Source organism: Streptomyces sp. NPDC032126 (assembly GCF_055580085.1).
In genome coordinates this window covers 1,290,829-1,306,049 of sequence record NZ_JBVIMA010000001.1, presented here as the reverse complement: position 1 = coordinate 1,306,049, position 15,221 = coordinate 1,290,829, and the positions used below count along the sequence as shown (strand labels likewise).

The window sequence follows — 15,221 nt, the reverse complement described above, 5'->3', positions numbered from 1 at the left end:
ATCATTAGCGCACATGAAGACAAGCGCGGGCATGCCGGACCTCCCCCTCGACCAGGTGCGGACGCTGCTGGCGGTGGTCGACGAGGGCACGTTCGACGCGGCGGCGGCCGCGCTGCACCTCACCCCCTCGGCGGTCAGCCAGCGCGTGAAGGCGCTGGAGCAGCGCACCGGCCGGGTCCTGCTGCTGCGCACCAAGCCGGTGCGGCCGACCGAGTCCGGCGAGATCGTCGTACGGTTCGCCCGCCAGCTGGCCCGGCTGGAGCGCGACACGCGGGCCGAGCTGGGCATGCGGGGCGCGGGCGAGGCGACCCGGGTGTCGATCGCGGTGAATGCGGACTCGCTGGCCACCTGGTTCCTGCCCGCCCTCACCCGCGTCCCGCGCGAGCCGCCGCTCTGCTTCGAACTGCATCGCGAGGACGAGACGCGCACCGCCGAACTCCTGCGGGAGGGAGTGGTGATGGCCGCGGTGACCTCCTCGGCGGAGGCGGTGACGGGCTGTTCGGTGCGGCGCCTGGGACCGATGCGGTACGTCGCGGCGGCGACCCCTGAGTTCGTCGCGCGCCATCTCGACGGGCCGCTGGACGAGACGCTGGCCGACGCGCCCGTCGTGACCTTCGACCGGTCGGACGACCTCCAGGACGCGTTCGTACGGCGGCTGCGGCAGGGCCGGGCCGGCGCCGCAGCGGTGCGACACGCCGTACCGACCTCGGAGGGCTTCGTGGACGCGGTCGCCGCCGGGCTCGGGTGGGGCATGGTGCCGGAGGTCCAGGCGGGCGAGCTGCTGCGCCGGGGCCGGCTGGTGTCCCTGGCGCCGGAGCGGCCGATGGACGTTCCGCTGTACTGGCAGCAGTGGAAGCTGGACTCCCCCGCGCTGGCGGCCGTGGCCGAGGCGGTGGCGGCTACCGCCGCCGAGGAGCTGGGCGGGTGAGCGCGCCGCGGCGTCGCTCCGACGTCCAGGGCTGCCGCTCGGACCGCGTGACGGACGCCTTCGGCTGAACCGGACTACGACTCCCCCGCCCGTACCTGCGCCAGGCGCGTCTCCGCGCTGTCCAGGAGCATCGTCAGGGCCGTCGGATAGGCGCTGGTCAACATGCGGGTCGTCAGGAGCGGGGCCGCCTCGGCGATCCTCGGGTGGGTCGCGGCGGGGAGGCGGGCGTAGGTCGAGCGCCACATGGCCTCGTCGGCGCGCTGGGAGGCCCGGGGCAGCGCGAGGGAGGCCGCGTCGAGGGCGGCGAAGGCCAGGGTCTGGTCGATGAAGGCGTGGTAGATGCGCACGGTGTCCGCCAGCGGGAAGCCGGCCCCGCGCAGCACGTCCAGCACCGTCTCGTCGGCGGCCAGTTCGTTCGCCCGGCCGGTGACCCGGCTCGCGGTGAGCTGGGCCGCCTGCGGATGGGCGACGTACGCGGCGTGGATGCGCAGCCCGATGGCGTGCAGATCCGCCCGCCATCCGCCGGTCGGCTCCCAGCCGCGCAGCGCCTGTCCGATGAGCGCGTCACCGATGGCCAGCGTCAGCTCGTCCATGCCCCGGAAGTAGCGGTACAGGGTGCTGGGGTCGCAGTCGAGGGCCAGGCCCAGACGGCGGGCGGTGAGGCCGGTGCTGCCGTGCTCGCGCAGCAGCCGCAGGGCGGTGTCCACGATCAGCCGCTCGGACAGCACGGTGCCGCTCTTGGTGGGCCGGCGCCGGCGCCGCTTCTCCTCGGGCACGACCGGTTTCGGCACGACGCCTCCCGCACGCTCGCCCGCTCTTATGCCAACGCCATTGACCTTACGTGCCGGGGGCGGGTTGTATCCACCGCGAGGCGCGCCATCGCATTCACCGACAAGTCGATACATGTGTAGATCGACAAGGAGTTCCGTCATGCGTGTACTGCTCGTGGGAGCCGGCGGCGTGGGCACCGCCATCACCCGGATCGCGGCCCGGCGGCCGTTCTTCGAGGCCATGGTGGTCGCCGACTACGACCCGGCCCGCGCGGCCGCGGCCGTCGCGGCGCTGGACGGCGACGACCGGTTCACGGCCGGACGCGTCGACGCCGGTGACGAGGCCGCGGTGACGGAGCTGCTGGCCCGGCACCGCTGCGACGTGCTGCTCAACGCGACCGACCCGCGCTTCGTGATGCCGCTGTTCCGCGCGGCGCGCACGGCCGGCGCCACCTACGTCGACATGGCGATGTCCCTGTCCCGGCCGCACGCCCAGCGCCCCTACGAGGAGTGCGGGGTCAAGCTCGGCGACGCGCAGTTCGCGCAGGCCGCCGAGTGGGAGGCGGCCGGGGCGCTCGCCCTCGTCGGCATGGGCGTGGAGCCGGGCCTGTCGGACGTCTTCGCCCGGTACGCCGCGGACGAACTCTTCGACGAGATCGAGGAGATCGGCGTCCGCGACGGCGCCAACCTGACCGTCGACGGCCTGGACTTCGCGCCGTCCTTCAGCATCTGGACCACGATCGAGGAGTGCCTGAACCCTCCGGTGGTCTACGAGGCCGGACGCGGCTGGTTCACCACCGAGCCCTTCAGCGAGCCGGAGGTGTTCGACTTCCCGGAGGGCATCGGCCCGGTCGAGTGCGTCAACGTCGAGCACGAGGAGGTGCTGCTCGTCCCCCGCTGGGTGGACGCGCGCCGGGTCACGTTCAAGTACGGGCTGGGCCGGGACTTCGTCGACACGCTGAAGACGCTGCACCGTCTGGAGCTGGACCGCACCGCCCCGGTGACCGTGCCCGGCGCGGACGGGCCGGTGGCGGTCTCGCCGCGCGACGTGGTCGCCGCCTGTCTGCCCGACCCGGCGACGCTCGGCGAGCGGATGCGCGGCAAGACGTGCGCGGGCACCTGGGTGCGGGGCGTGAAGGACGGCGCGCCGCGCGAGGTGTATCTCTACCACGTCGTCGACAACGAGTGGTCCATGGCGGAGTACGGCAGTCAGGCGGTCGTCTGGCAGACCGCCATCAACCCGGTCGTCGCCCTGGAACTCCTCGCCACGCGCGCGTGGAGCGGCGCCGGCGTGCTGGGCCCCGAGGCGTTCCCGGCCCGCCCGTTCCTGGACCTGCTGACCGAGTACGGCTCGCCGTGGGGCCTTCGGGAGCAGTGACCGCGCGGGACCGACGTCAGGTGTCCTCGGGTGGCCCGGCCGGGGGCAGGCGCAGGGTGAAGACGCTGCCGGTGCCGGGCTCGCTGGCGGCCTCGGCCGTGCCGCCGTGCGCGGCGATCAGCTGGCGGACGATCGCCAGGCCGAGGCCGCTGCCCCCGGTGCGGCGGCTGCGGGACTTCTCGGCGCGCCAGAAGCGGTCGAAGACACGCGGCAGGTCCTCGGCGGCGATGCCGGTGCCGGTGTCGGCGACCGCCAGGACGACCTGCTCGCCGTCGCGCCGGGCGATCAGGGTGACCGTGCCGCCGGGCGGGGTGTGCCGCACGGCGTTGGTGACGAGGTTGCCGAGCGCCTGCCGCAGCCGGACCGGGTCGGCGTCCAGCCACGGGGTGCCGTCCGCCTCCGCGCGCAGGGCGACGCCCGCGGTGTCGGCGGCGACCCGGTGGGCGGCGGCGACCTGGGCGATCAGGTCGTCGGCGGCCACGGGTTCCCGGTGCAGCCGCAGGGTCCCGGCGTCGGCGTCGGCGAGGTCGCGCAGGTCGTCGATGACGCGCTGCAGGAGCAGGGCCTCCTCGTGCAGCGCGGTCAGCAGGGCGGTGTCGGGCTCGACGAGGCCGTCGCGGGTGACCTCCAGCCAGCCGCGGATGTTGGTGAGCGGGCTGCGCAGCTCGTGGGCGATGTCGCTGACCAGCGCCTTGCGCTGGGCTTCCAGGCGTTCGCGGCGCTCGGCGAGGTCGTTGAACGCCTCCGCGAGGATCCCGGTCTCGTCGCGGGTGGTGACGGGCACCCGCGCGTGCGTCTGCGGCGGCTGCTGCGCGGCCACCGTCAGGGCGCGCAGGGGCCGTACGAGACGGGTGGCGACGACGGCGGTCACGGCGACGGTGACGGCGAGCACCAGGCCGGCCGCGCCGACGACCTTCGCCTTGTTGGCCGGGGACATGTCGAAGCGGGAGGTGCCACCGCTCGCGCCGCCGCCGAGGAACAGCTCCGCGACCGGCGCGACAGAGGGGTCGAGCTGGGCGCGCCGGGCGTCGTCGAGGCACCGCTGCGCCGACCGCAGCGCCTTGGCGTCGCCCCGGGCGAACTTCGCGGTGACCGCCGGGGTGAACCCTCTGCCGCCGGTCAGGTCGACCAGCAGGAACAGGGGGAGTTGTGCGAAGTCCTCGCCGAATCCGAGCCCGCTCAGACAGCCGTGGGCGAGCTCCTGGAGGGCGTTGAGGGCCTTCTGCTCCGTGGCGGTCGGCTCGTTGAGCTTGCCGTCGGCGCACGCGTCCGGGACGTATCCGCTCTCGACGGAGCCGTTGTCGTCGGTGAGCACGGGGCGGCCGCTCGGGGTGCGGACGATGGTGGTCTGCAGGTCGAAGCGGGCGAAGCACTTCTGGCGTACGCGGGCCAGCTCCTCCAGCCGGGTGCGTTCGGCGGCCGGGAGTCGGTAGGGGCCGACGGCTCGGGGGTCGATGCCGCTGCGCTGGGCGCCGCGTTCGGTGGAGGTGTCGGTGTGCAGGGGGTCGACGGTGGCGGCGGCGTGCGGCGGGAGGTCGGTGCCCGGCGGGGCGGAGTCGGCGATCGGAGTGCGGTCGGTGGTGGTCAGGGCGATGCGCCGGCCGGTTCTCGCGGACAGGGCCCGGACGGTGGCGCCGACGCCTTTCCAGTCGGGGTGGGTGGCGGCGTAGCCGCTGAGCCGGGCGAGGATGTCCATGTCGTCGGCGAGGGCCTGTCCCTGTTCCGCCTTCAGGGCGCGGGTGGTGGTCTCCACCGCCAGCCAGGCGGTCGCGGCGACCGAGCACACGGCGATCAGGACGGAGGCGACCAGCAGTCGCAGCAGCAGCCGCTTGCGCAGGGGGATGCGGTTCACGGACGGCCGCCGCTGAGCTTGTAGCCGACGCCGAAGACGGTGAGCAGCCGCACCGGCCGGCGCGGGTCGGCCTCGATCTTGCGGCGCAGGTTCATGATGTGGACGTCGACGGCCCGTTCGGTGGAGGCCCGGTCGAAGCCGCGGGTGCGGTGCAGCAACTGCCGCCGGGTGAAGACCCGTTCGGGTTCGCCGACGAGGGCGAGCAGGATCTGGAACTCGGCCGGTGTGCACTCCACCGGCGTGCCGTCGCACCGCACCTCGTGCCGCTCCGGGTCGACGGCGAGGCCCGCGGCGCGCACCACGGGGTCGTCGCGCCGTGCCGCGTCCCGTCCGCCGCGCCGCAGCACCGTGCGGATGCGGGCCATCAGCTCGCGCGGGCTGTACGGCTTGGTCATGTAGTCGTCGGCGCCGAGGTCGAGGCCGAGCAGGAGGTCGTCCTCGGCGGTGCGCGCGGTGAGCATCAGCACGGGCAGGTCGTCGTCGCGGCGCAGCGCCCGGCACACCTCGAAGCCGTCCAGGCCGGGCAGCATCACGTCGAGGACGACGAGGTCGGGTCCGAGGCGGCGGGCCGCGTCGAGCGCGGCGGGCCCGTCGTGGACGACGGTGGCGGTGTGGCCCTCGGCGATGAGGGTGCGGCGGATGAGTTCGGCCTGCATCGCGTCGTCCTCGGCGACGAGTACATGTGCGCACACGCGGCGGCTCCCCCTCCTTCTCGCTTCTTTCACGGTGGACCGAAGAGTCCGCTCTTTCTCGGTGGACCGAAGAGTCCGTCAGCGGCCCAGAGAGGCATGGTCGCCCATGACGACGACCGGCCGTAGTGCGGGGTCGAGGGTGCGCAGCAGCTCTTTCATGCGCGACGCGGCGATGCTCACGCATCCCTGGGTGGGCCCGCCGTGGTCGACGTGCAGCCAGATCCCGCCGCCGCGCCGCGCGCCCATCGGGCGGGTCCAGTCGAGCGGCGTGGTGCCCGGTACGCGGTTGTAGTCGACGGCGATCACGTAGTCGAAGGAGCCGGCCAGCGGCTCGCCGCCGACTCCGGTGCCGTGGGCGGTGAAGCCGATGCCGTGGTCGTACGGCAGTTTCGTGCCGGGGTCGCGCAGCAGGCCGCCGGCGTCGGTGAGGCCGTAGACGCCGATGGGTGAGCGCAGGTCGCCGGCCATGTGGTGGTCGCTCCAGCCGTGCAGCGCGTTGTGCGCGGGCCAGCTCTGCCCGGCCTGCCAGCCGGTCTCGGTGCGCCGGTACAGGACGACCGTGGAGAGCGGGGAGTCCTTGTCGCGGCCGGTCACCACGACGACCTGCCACGACTTCTCGGGCACCTGGGCCCAGGTCTTCGGCCCGAGGCCGGGTATCCGCCGCGGCGCCGTCCGCGCCTCGACCACGGGGGCGGGGGCGCTCGGCGCGACCGTGTCCATGTCCGTGTCCGTGGGGGCGGAGGCCGCGGCACCGCCGCCGCATCCGGTGAGCAGGAGGGACGCGGCGAGCAGTGCGACACGGGGACGGCGCGTGATCATGGGTCGACCTTGGCCGACACATGTGAGGAACTCGTCAGGTTCTACGCCCGGTTCGGCTTGCCCTGCTGGTACAGCCAGGTCTGGAACAGCGTGCCCAGGTCCTTGCCGGACTCCCGCTCGGCGAGCGCGCGGAAGTCGGCGGTGGTGCCGTTGCCGTGGCGGTGCTGCTGCGCCCAGGCGCGCAGGACGCGCAGGAAGGCCGGGTCACCGACGGCGGTGCGCAGGGCGTGCAGGGCCATGGCGCCGCGGGCGTAGACGGGTGTGCCGAAGATGCGGGCGCCGCTGCCGGGGTCGCCGGGCGGGTAGGCCCACAGGCCGTCGGTCGCGGGGCGGGCGTAGAGCGCGTCGAAGGTCTTCTGGGCGCTGTCGCCGCCGTGCTGCTCGTCGTAGAGCCACTCGGCGTAGGTGGCGAAGCCCTCGTTGAGCCAGATGTCCTTCCAGGTGGTGAGGGAGACGGAGTCGCCGAACCACTGGTGGGCGTTCTCGTGGACGAGGGTGCTCAGGTCGGGGGCGCTGTCGTAGACGGGGCGGCTCTGGGTCTCCAGGGCGTATCCGACGTTCGGGGCGCGGTCGACGATCGATCCGGCGGCGCGGAAGGGGTAGCGGCCGAAGAGCTTGCTCTCCCACTCCAGTACGGAGGGAAGCTGCTGGAGCACGGGTGCGGCGGCACGGGCCTCGCGGGGGTCGACGGCGTCGTAGATCTGGATGCCGTCGCGGGTGGTGGTGCGCCGGACCTGGAAGGTGCCGACGGTTGCGGTGGCGAGGTAGGCGGCCATGGGCTCGGGCTGGTGCCAGCGGAAGGTGGTCGTGCCGTGGCTGGTGCGCTGTGCGACGAGGACGCCGTTGGCGACGGCGGTGCGGCCCTGGGGGACGGTGATGGTGAAGTCGTACGCGGACTTGTCGGTGGGGTGGTTGTTGGCGGGGAACCAGGTCATGGCGCCCTGGGGTTCGCCCGCGACGAAGGCGCCGTCGTCGGTGGGGATCCAGCCGTCGGGCGAGCCGTCCGGGTCGGTGACGGGGGCGGGGGTGCCGTTGTAGGTGACGACGACGCGGAAGAACCGGCCCTTGCTCAGGGGCTGGCGCGGGGTGACGACGAGTTCCTGGCCGTCGCGCCGGTGGGCGGCCGGGGCGTGGTCGACGGTCACGCCGGTGACCTTCAGGCCCTTGAGGTCGAGGTCGAAGCGGGTGAGGGGCTGGGTGGCGCGGGCGATGAGGACCGCTCTGCCGTCGAGGTGCCGGGTGGCTGGGTCGTAACGGAGTGTCAGGTCGTAGTGGGCGACGTGGTATCCGCCGTTGCCGGCGAGCGGGAAGTAGGGGTCGCCCGCGCCGGACGTGCCGACGGGGCCGGCGGCGGCGGGTGACGCGGTCAGCGCCAGGGCAGCGACGGTCAGCGGTGCGACCGCCAGTCTGCGGAGGTGGGTCACGTGCGCTCCTTGGGGGGTGGCGTGGTGATCAACCTCCTCAGGGTAGAGACCGGTTGCCGCTGAATCGCCCTCGTTCAGGTCAAGTCCGGCCGCGCCGTCCGCCGGTCCGCGCGGCGGGCGGCAGTACGCTCCCCCGGACCCCTGCCGCCGGGAGAGAGGCCGCCCCGTGAGTGTCCGTGTGCGCCGTGTCTACGATCCGCCCGAGCCCGACGACGGTGTGCGCGTCCTGGTCGACCGGCTGTGGCCGCGCGGCCTGGCCAAGGAAGCGGCCCGCGTGGACGAGTGGCCCAAGGGCCTCACCCCGTCGACCGAGCTGCGCCGCTGGTACCACGCGGGCGAGGGCTCGTACGAGGAGTTCGCCCGCCGCTACGAGGCGGAGCTGGCCACCCCCGAGGCGACCGAACTCCTCGACCGGGTCCGGGAGTTGGCGAGGCAGGGAGAGGTGACGCTCCTGACCGCCTCCAAGACCCCCGAACAGAGCCACGCAACAGTGCTGGTTCGGCTTCTGGGGGAGGGAGGGGGCGGGGTGGCCGGGTGACGGCGTGACGGGGTCAGGGGTGCCGGGAGCGGGGGTGACGAGGCGTTGCGGCGCGGCCGGCCCGGGGCAGGGCCCGATGCCCGACGGCCGGCCGTCCCGGTGCGCCGACCGGGCTGGGCCCGCCGGTCCACCCCGCCACTCGCCAGGCCGCCCGGAGCAGCTCCCGCCACGCTCTCCACACCGCCGATCTCCCGCCGCACGCCCGGCGGGCCGGTCGCCCGGTGCAGTCGGCCGGTGCGGTGCCGGTCCGCCCCGCCGACGCGCCCTCCCTTCGCCCTTCCACTCCCCCGCCGCTCGCCCGGAGGGCCTCAGCTCGTCCGGCTCGCCGCCGCTCGGCCCGCCGCGCGGCCGGAGAAGAGGCAGCCGCCGAGGAAGGTGCCCTCCAGCGCGTTGTAGCCGTGCACCCCGCCGCCGCCGAAGCCGGCGACCTCGCCGGCCGCGTACAGGCCCTCGACGGGCTGTCCGTCGACGCCGAGGGCGCGGGAGTCGAGGTCGGTCTGGATGCCGCCGAGGGTCTTGCGGGTCAGGACGTGCAGTTTGACACCGATCAGCGGGCCGGCCGCCGGGTCGAGGAGGCGGTGCGGGGTGGCGACCCGGCCGAGGCGGTCGCCGATGTAGCGGCGGGCGTTGCGGATGCCCTGCACCTGGGCGTCCTTGCTGTAGGGGTTGGCCATCTGCAGGTCACGGGCCTCGATCTGACGGCGGATCGTCGCGGCGTCCAGCAGCGGCTTGTCGGTGAGTCCGTTCATCTTCTCGACGAGCCGCTCCAGGGTGTCGGCGATCACGAAGTCCGCACCCCGGTCGAGGAACGCCCGCACCGGCGCGGGCGCACCCTTGCCGAGGAGCCGGTCGCGCAGCACGGCCTTCTTGTCCTTGGCGGTGATGTCGGGGTTCTGCTCGGATCCGGAGAGCGCGAACTCCTTCTCGACGATCTTCTGGCTGAGGACGAACCAGGAGTGGCCGTATCCGGCGATGTCCTCGGTGGTGCGCAGGTACTTGAGGGTGCTCAGGGTGTCGTAGCCCGGCAGGCACGGGTCGGGCAGCCGGCGGCCCAGGGCGTCGAACCACAGGGAGGACGGGCCGGGCAGGATGCGGATGCCGTGGCCGGGCCAGATGGGGTCCCAGTTCTGGATGCCCTCCGTGTAGTGCCACATCCGGTCGCGGTTGACCAGGCGGGCCCCCGCCTCCGCGCTGATGTCGAGCATCCGGCCGTCGACGTAGGCGGGGACGCCGGTGACCATCTCGGCGGGCGGGGTGCCGAGGCGTTCGGGCCAGTAGCGGCGGACGATGTCGTGGTTGGCGCCGATGCCGCCGCTGCTGACCACCACGGCCTGGGCGGTCAGCTCGAAGTCACCGATCCGCTCGCGGTTGGAGGCGACGCCGCGCGGCGCGTCGTCGGGGGCGAGGACCGTGCCGCGCACGCCGCGGGCGGCGCCGCCCTCCATGACCAGCTCGTCCACCCGGTGGCGGTGGTGGAAGGTGAGCAGCCCGTCCTTGGCGGCCTGTCGGGCGTAGCGGACGAAGGGCTCGACGACGCCGGTGCCGGTGCCCCAGGCGACATGGAAGCGGGGCACGGAGTTGCCATGACCGTCGGCGCGCAGATCGCCGCGCTCGGCCCAACCGACGGTCGGCACGAAGGAGATCCCGTGCCCGGTGAGCCAGTCCCGCTTCTCCCCCGCCGCCCACTCGACGTAGGCGCGCGCCCAGCGCACCGCCCAGGAGTCCTCGTCGTCGACGCGGTCGAACCGGGCGCTGCCCTGCCAGTCGCTCCAGGCGAGGTCGAAGGAGTCCTTGACGCCGAGGCGGCGCTGCTCCGGGGAGTCGACGAGGAAGAGCCCGCCGAAGGACCAGAACGCCTGTCCGCCGAGGTTGGCGGCGTTCTCCTGGTCGACCAGGGCGACCCGCCTGCCCCTGCTGGTGAGTTCGTGCGCCGCGACGAGGCCCGCGAGGCCCGCTCCGACGACGATGACGTCCGCGTCCATGGCGACCGTTGCCTTTCTCATTCGGGTTGGCCGCTGCCGTCGGTCAGCAGCGCGGTGAGCAGTTGCCCCAGCCAGGCGCGGGCGCCCGCCACGTCCTTGTCGAGCAGCAGCTGGGTGGTGACCCCGTCGTAGGCGGCGACCACCGCGTGGGCGGCGGAGTCGGTGTCGCCGAGGACGGCGGGCAGGGCGGTGTGGCCGCGGGCCCGGGCCAGCCGGTCGGCGATGGCCTCGCGCAGCCTGGCCCGGTGCTCCAGCAGCGTCTCGGCCACGTCCGGGTGGCGGGCGGCGTGCACCAGGAAGTCCGTCTTCACCAGCAGCCAGTCCCGGTCGAGGAGCAGCACCTCGGTGACGCGGTCGACGGAGGCCGGTACGTCGAGGTCGGGACCGTCGCCGGCGAGGGCGTCGGCGACCTGCCGGGCGATCAGCTCGGCGCGCTCCCGGTAGAGCGCGAAGAACAGCTCGTCGAGGCTGTCGAAGTTGGAGTAGAAGGCGCCCCGGCTGTAGCCGGCGGCCTCGCAGACCTCCTCGATGGAGACCCGCCCGAAGCCCTTGGCCGCGAACACGGCGAAGGCGGCGTCGAGCAGGTTGGCCCGTGTGCGGACCCGCCGCCGGGTGACGCGTCCTGTCGTCTGCTGCACGACCATGGGCACCTCCGTTTGATACGCGAATGTATCGGATACATCGATGTATCGAAAGAGCCGGGATGAGACCCTCCCGCCCCCATCGACGAACATATTTTCGATTGCGGCGTACGCTGGACCCATGACCGCGCACCACCTCCAGGGCTCCCTCTTCGACCAGACCGAGGAACCACGCCTCGGCCCCCTGGCCGGCCTCGGCCGCACCCACCTCGGGGCGGGCGCCTGGATCGACGTGCTCCCGGGCTGGCTGACCGGCTCGGACGCGCTCTTCGAACACCTGGTCAGCGAGGTCCCGTGGCGCGCGGAGCGCCGGAAGATGTACGACAACGTCGTCGCCGTACCGCGCCTGCTGGCCTTCTACGACGCGGACGACACGCTGCCCCACCCGGTGCTGGAGGAGGCCCGCAGGGAGCTGTCCGCGCACTACGCCGACGAGCTGGGTGAGCCCTTCGTGACCTCGGGACTGTGCTACTACCGCGACGGGCGGGACAGCGTGGCCTGGCACGGCGACCGGATCGGGCGGGGATCCCGTGAGGACACCATGGTCGCGATCCTGTCGGTCGGCGAGCCCCGCGATCTGCTGCTGCGCCCCGCGCACGGCGGCGGCCACACCGTGCGGCGCCCGCTGGGGCACGGCGACCTCATCGTGATGGGCGGCTCCTGCCAGCGGACCTGGGAGCACAGCATCCCGAAGACGACCCGAGCCGCCGGCCCGCGCGTCAGCGTCCAGTTCCGGCCACGCGGCGTGCGCTGACGGCGGCCCCCCGCTGCCCCACCGGGCGCCGTCTGGTTTGCTGTCCCCGACAATCGCCGACCACACCCATGGGACGAACATGCGGGCAGATGTGCAGCACGTCGCCGACGGCATCCACCTGGTGCACGGGAGCAACACCAACTGGGTGATCCTCACCGAGGGGGACGCCGTCACCCTCGTCGACACCGGGTACCCGGGCGATCGCGAGCTGCTGCTCGCCTCCCTCGCGCAGGTAGGGAGTTCACCGGAGGCGGTGACGGCGGTGCTGATCACCCACGCGCACAACGACCACCTCGGCTCGGCCGAGTTCCTGCGGGCCTCGTACGGCACGCCGGTCTATCTGCACGAGGCCGAAGTCCCGCACGCCCGCCGGGAGTTCCTGCACCAGGTGACCGTCGGGGCGGTCCTGCGGAACGGATTGCGGCCCGGCGTGCTCCCATGGGCGGTGCACGCGATCCGGTCCGGCGGGACCGCGAAGGTGCCCGTCGCCGATCCGGCGCCCTTCCCCACCACGGGCGCCCTCGACCTGCCGGGACGGCCCGTGCCCGTGCACACCCCCGGACACACCCTCGGCCACTGCGCCTTCCACCTGCCCGACGCCGGCGTGGTGCTCTCCGGCGACGCCCTGGTCAGCGGCCATCCGACGTCCCCCGTCGAGGGACCCCAGCTGCTGCTCGACATGTTCCACCACGAGCGCGAACGCGCGCTCGCCTCCCTCGCGCTGTTCGACGGGCTGGACGCGGACGTGATGCTGCCGGGCCACGGCCCCGTGCACCGCGGTCCGGTCCGTGAGGCCGCGCTCCGCGCCAGGGAGCTCGCCGCCTAGAGTTCGGGCCATGGCCCTGCAGATCAACGCCACCAACCCGGAGCACCCGGCCCTCCTGCTGGAGCTGCCGTGGCATCTGCCCCTGGAGGAGTGGCCGGAGGACGTCCTCGTCCCGCTGCCGCGCGGCATCTCCCGCCACGTGGTGCGCTACGCCCGCGCGGGCGAGGAGGTCATCGCCGTCAAGGAGCTCGCCGAGCGCCCCGCCCTGCGCGAGTACGAGCTGCTGCGCGACCTCGACCGGCTCGGCATCCCGGCCGTCGACCCGCTCGCCGTGGTCACCGGCCGCGCCGACACCGCCGGTGAACCGCTGGAGCCGGTGCTCGTCACCCGGCACCTGGGCGGCTCGATGCCGTACCGCTCGATGTTCGAGACGACGATGCGGCCCGCCACCATGCACCGTCTGATGGACGCCCTCGCCGCCCTGCTGGTGCGGCTGCACCTGGCCGGCTTCGCGTGGGGCGACTGCTCGCTGTCCAACACCCTCTTCCGGCGCGACGCGGGCGCCTACGCCGCCTATCTCGTCGACGCGGAGACCGGCGACCTGCACCCCCGGCTGAGCGACGGCCAGCGCGACTACGACCTCGATCTCGCGCGCGTCAACATCAGCGGCGAGCTGCTCGACCTGGAGGCGTCCGGGGCGCTGCACCCGTCCGTGGACCCGATCGAGTTCGGCAGGGAGATCTGCGCCCGCTACGGCGGGCTGTGGAAGGAGCTGACCCGCACCTCCGTCTACCCGGCCGGCAAGTACCACTACATCGAGCGCCGCATACGCCGCCTCAACGACCTCGGCTTCGACGTGGCCGAGATGCAGATCGAGCACTCCTCCAACGGGGACACCGTCACCTTCGTGCCGAAGGTCGTCGACGCGGGCCACCACCAGCGCCAGTTGCTGCGGCTGACCGGCCTGGACACCGAGGAGAACCAGGCCCGGCGGCTGCTGAACGACCTGGAGAGCTGGATGGCCACCCAGGACGACTACGCGCCCGGGGACCCCCTCGCCGCCCGGCCCGAGGTGCTCGCCCACCGCTGGGTGCGGGACGTGTTCCGGCCCACCGTGCGGGCCGTCCCCCTCGACCTGCGCGGCGCGATGGACCCGGCGGAGATCTACCACGAGCTCCTGGAGCACCGCTGGTACCTCTCCGAGCACGCTCAGCACGACATCGGGCTGGACACGGCCGTGGCGGACTACATCGAGAACATCCTGCCCAAGGCGCGCGAGTCCCTGGAGCCGACCGTCCCCGGGGAGTGACCCCGGCGCCGGTCAGCCGTGCGGGACGACGGCCACCGGGCAGCCCGCGTGGTGCAGCACCCCGTGCGCGACCGAGCCGATCCGGGCACCCACGGCCGTGCGGTGCGCGCGCCGCCCGACGACCACCAGCTGGGCCCGGCCGGCCACCGACAGCAGCACCTGCCCCGCGCTGCCCAGCTCCACGTGCTCGACGACATGCACGTCCGGGAACCGCTCCCGCCACGGCCCCACCGCGTCGGCGAGCGCCTTCTTCTCGTACTGCTCCAGGCCGCCGGCGTCGTCGAGCAGCCTCATCGAGGCGGGGCTGTAGGCGAACACCGGGGGCAGCGTCCAGGCCCGTACGGCGCGCACGGTGGCGCCGCGCGCGGCCGCCGTCTCGAACGCGAACCGCAGGACGGCCTCGCTGTCCTGCGGGTCGCCCTGCTCGCCGACGACGATCTCGTGCCCGGCGACCTCGTCGGACGGCTTGTCCCCGGCGCGCACCAGGACGACGGGCCGGGGGGACGCGGCGATCACCTGCTGGCCCACGGAGCCCAGCAGGAAGCCGACGACGGCGCCGTGCCCGCCCGAGCCGAGCACCAGCATCTCGGCGTCCGCGGCGGCCCCGACCAGGGTCTCGACGGCCCCACCCGCGAGGACGTCGGTGGTGACCTCCAGCCCCGGGTGCCGTTCGGTGACCGCGCGCACCGCGCCCTCCACGCCGTCGCGCACCCACTGCTCCTGGGTGCCGGGGTCGGCCACGGCGGCCGCGCCGTCGGGCTGGTACCACCAGGCGCGCACGACGCGCAGCGGCACGTCCCGTCGTACGGCCTCCCGGGCCGCCCAGGCGAGCGCCGCCAGGCTCTCGTCCGTCCCGTCGACCCCTGCCGTGATCGGGCCCGTCATCCCGCCGCCTCCCTGCGTCGATCCAGATGCGTCCCGTCCAGTCTTCACTACGCTGCCGACATGACCTTGGAATGGGAGCAAGTGGTCGTCGACGCGGCGGATCCGGCGGCGCTCGGGGCGTGGTGGGCCGAGGCGTTGCGCTGGGTGGTGGTGAACGACGACCCCGAGGAGTACGAGATCCGGCCGGCCGCGGACCGGCTGCCGGGGCTGCTGTTCGTGCGGGTCCCGGAGGGCAAGACGGTCAAGAACCGGCTGCACCCGGACTTCCGCCCCGACGACCAGCGGGCCGAGGTGGACCGGCTGCTCGCCCTCGGGGCGCGGCGCGCGGACGTCGGACAGGGCGACGACGTGCCCTGGGTGACGCTCACCGACCCGGAGGGCAACGAGTTCTGTGTCCTCGGGGCCCACGGGCAATCCTGAGCGAAGCGGGTCGATCGAACATACGATGGCCGGGAACCGGCGCGGCCGGCCGTCTCCCCGGGG

The 15,221-nt window shown here is 73.7% G+C and carries 15 protein-coding genes; 7 read left to right on the top strand and 8 right to left on the bottom strand.

The window, feature by feature from the left end; genetic code table 11:
- Positions 1-13: 13 nt before the first annotated feature.
- Entirely contained in the window at positions 14-928 is a 915-nt protein-coding gene (locus tag ACZ5NW_RS05515) for a LysR family transcriptional regulator ArgP (RefSeq protein ID WP_468742400.1), read from the top strand.
- 74 nt (positions 929-1,002) lie between these two features.
- Here the strand turns inward: ACZ5NW_RS05515 and ACZ5NW_RS05510 are convergent, their stop codons facing one another.
- Positions 1,003-1,719: a TetR/AcrR family transcriptional regulator gene (locus tag ACZ5NW_RS05510; protein WP_468742399.1), complete on the bottom strand. Its 717-nt coding sequence runs from the start codon at positions 1,717-1,719 to the stop codon at positions 1,003-1,005.
- Positions 1,720-1,858: 139 nt separating this feature from the next.
- Here ACZ5NW_RS05510 and ACZ5NW_RS05505 point away from each other — a divergent pair, with 139 nt between their 5' ends.
- Entirely contained in the window at positions 1,859-3,076 is a 1,218-nt protein-coding gene (locus ACZ5NW_RS05505; protein WP_468742398.1) for a saccharopine dehydrogenase family protein, read from the top strand.
- Between the two features lie 16 nt (positions 3,077-3,092).
- Here the strand turns inward: ACZ5NW_RS05505 and ACZ5NW_RS05500 are convergent, their stop codons facing one another.
- From ACZ5NW_RS05500 to ACZ5NW_RS05485, 4 genes are all read right to left on the bottom strand, one after another.
- A complete protein-coding gene (locus ACZ5NW_RS05500) occupies positions 3,093-4,928 on the bottom strand; it encodes a sensor histidine kinase (RefSeq protein WP_468742397.1) in 1,836 nt (611 codons plus the stop codon).
- On the bottom strand, positions 4,925-5,620 hold the full coding sequence (locus ACZ5NW_RS05495) for a response regulator transcription factor (RefSeq protein WP_468742396.1): 696 nt from the start codon (positions 5,618-5,620) through the stop codon (positions 4,925-4,927). Before ACZ5NW_RS05495 ends, ACZ5NW_RS05500 begins: the two co-directional genes overlap by 4 nt.
- Before the next feature lie 78 nt (positions 5,621-5,698).
- Positions 5,699-6,439 (bottom strand): hypothetical protein, encoded by a 741-nt coding sequence (locus ACZ5NW_RS05490; protein WP_468742395.1) that lies wholly within the window; start codon positions 6,437-6,439, stop codon positions 5,699-5,701.
- A gap of 41 nt (positions 6,440-6,480) precedes the next feature.
- Entirely contained in the window at positions 6,481-7,863 is a 1,383-nt protein-coding gene (locus ACZ5NW_RS05485; protein WP_468742394.1) for a M1 family metallopeptidase, read from the bottom strand.
- Between the two features lie 166 nt (positions 7,864-8,029).
- Between ACZ5NW_RS05485 and ACZ5NW_RS05480 the strand changes: the two genes are divergently transcribed.
- A complete protein-coding gene (locus ACZ5NW_RS05480) occupies positions 8,030-8,401 on the top strand; it encodes a DUF488 domain-containing protein (protein ID WP_468742393.1) in 372 nt (123 codons plus the stop codon).
- A 308-nt stretch (positions 8,402-8,709) separates the two neighbouring features.
- On the opposite strand, the gene ACZ5NW_RS05475 is transcribed toward ACZ5NW_RS05480, so the two are convergent.
- The gene (locus ACZ5NW_RS05475) at positions 8,710-10,383 is read right to left on the bottom strand and encodes an FAD-binding dehydrogenase (RefSeq protein WP_468742993.1); all 1,674 of its coding nucleotides are present in this window, start codon (positions 10,381-10,383) and stop codon (positions 8,710-8,712) included.
- Between the two features lie 17 nt (positions 10,384-10,400).
- Positions 10,401-11,027, bottom strand: a complete 627-nt coding sequence (locus ACZ5NW_RS05470; protein ID WP_468742392.1) for a TetR/AcrR family transcriptional regulator — start codon at positions 11,025-11,027, stop codon at positions 10,401-10,403.
- A gap of 118 nt (positions 11,028-11,145) precedes the next feature.
- On the opposite strand from ACZ5NW_RS05470, the gene ACZ5NW_RS05465 reads away from it, so the two are divergent.
- From ACZ5NW_RS05465 to ACZ5NW_RS05455, 3 genes are all read left to right on the top strand, one after another.
- The gene (locus ACZ5NW_RS05465) at positions 11,146-11,778 is read left to right on the top strand and encodes an alpha-ketoglutarate-dependent dioxygenase AlkB (RefSeq protein WP_468742391.1); all 633 of its coding nucleotides are present in this window, start codon (positions 11,146-11,148) and stop codon (positions 11,776-11,778) included.
- 79 nt (positions 11,779-11,857) lie between these two features.
- Positions 11,858-12,604, top strand: coding sequence for an MBL fold metallo-hydrolase (locus tag ACZ5NW_RS05460; RefSeq protein WP_468742390.1), 747 nt, complete (start codon positions 11,858-11,860; stop codon positions 12,602-12,604).
- A 10-nt stretch (positions 12,605-12,614) separates the two neighbouring features.
- Complete coding sequence (locus tag ACZ5NW_RS05455) at positions 12,615-13,853, top strand: DUF4032 domain-containing protein (RefSeq protein WP_468742389.1); 1,239 nt, start codon at positions 12,615-12,617, stop codon at positions 13,851-13,853.
- Positions 13,854-13,865: 12 nt separating this feature from the next.
- Here ACZ5NW_RS05455 and ACZ5NW_RS05450 read toward each other — a convergent pair whose 3' ends face one another.
- Complete coding sequence (locus ACZ5NW_RS05450; RefSeq protein WP_468742388.1) at positions 13,866-14,738, bottom strand: universal stress protein; 873 nt, start codon at positions 14,736-14,738, stop codon at positions 13,866-13,868.
- Between the two features lie 60 nt (positions 14,739-14,798).
- Between ACZ5NW_RS05450 and ACZ5NW_RS05445 the strand changes: the two genes are divergently transcribed.
- Positions 14,799-15,158 carry a VOC family protein gene (locus tag ACZ5NW_RS05445; RefSeq protein WP_468742387.1) on the top strand — a complete coding sequence of 120 codons (360 nt, stop codon included), beginning with the start codon at positions 14,799-14,801 and terminating at the stop codon, positions 15,156-15,158.
- Positions 15,159-15,221 lie beyond the last annotated feature (63 nt).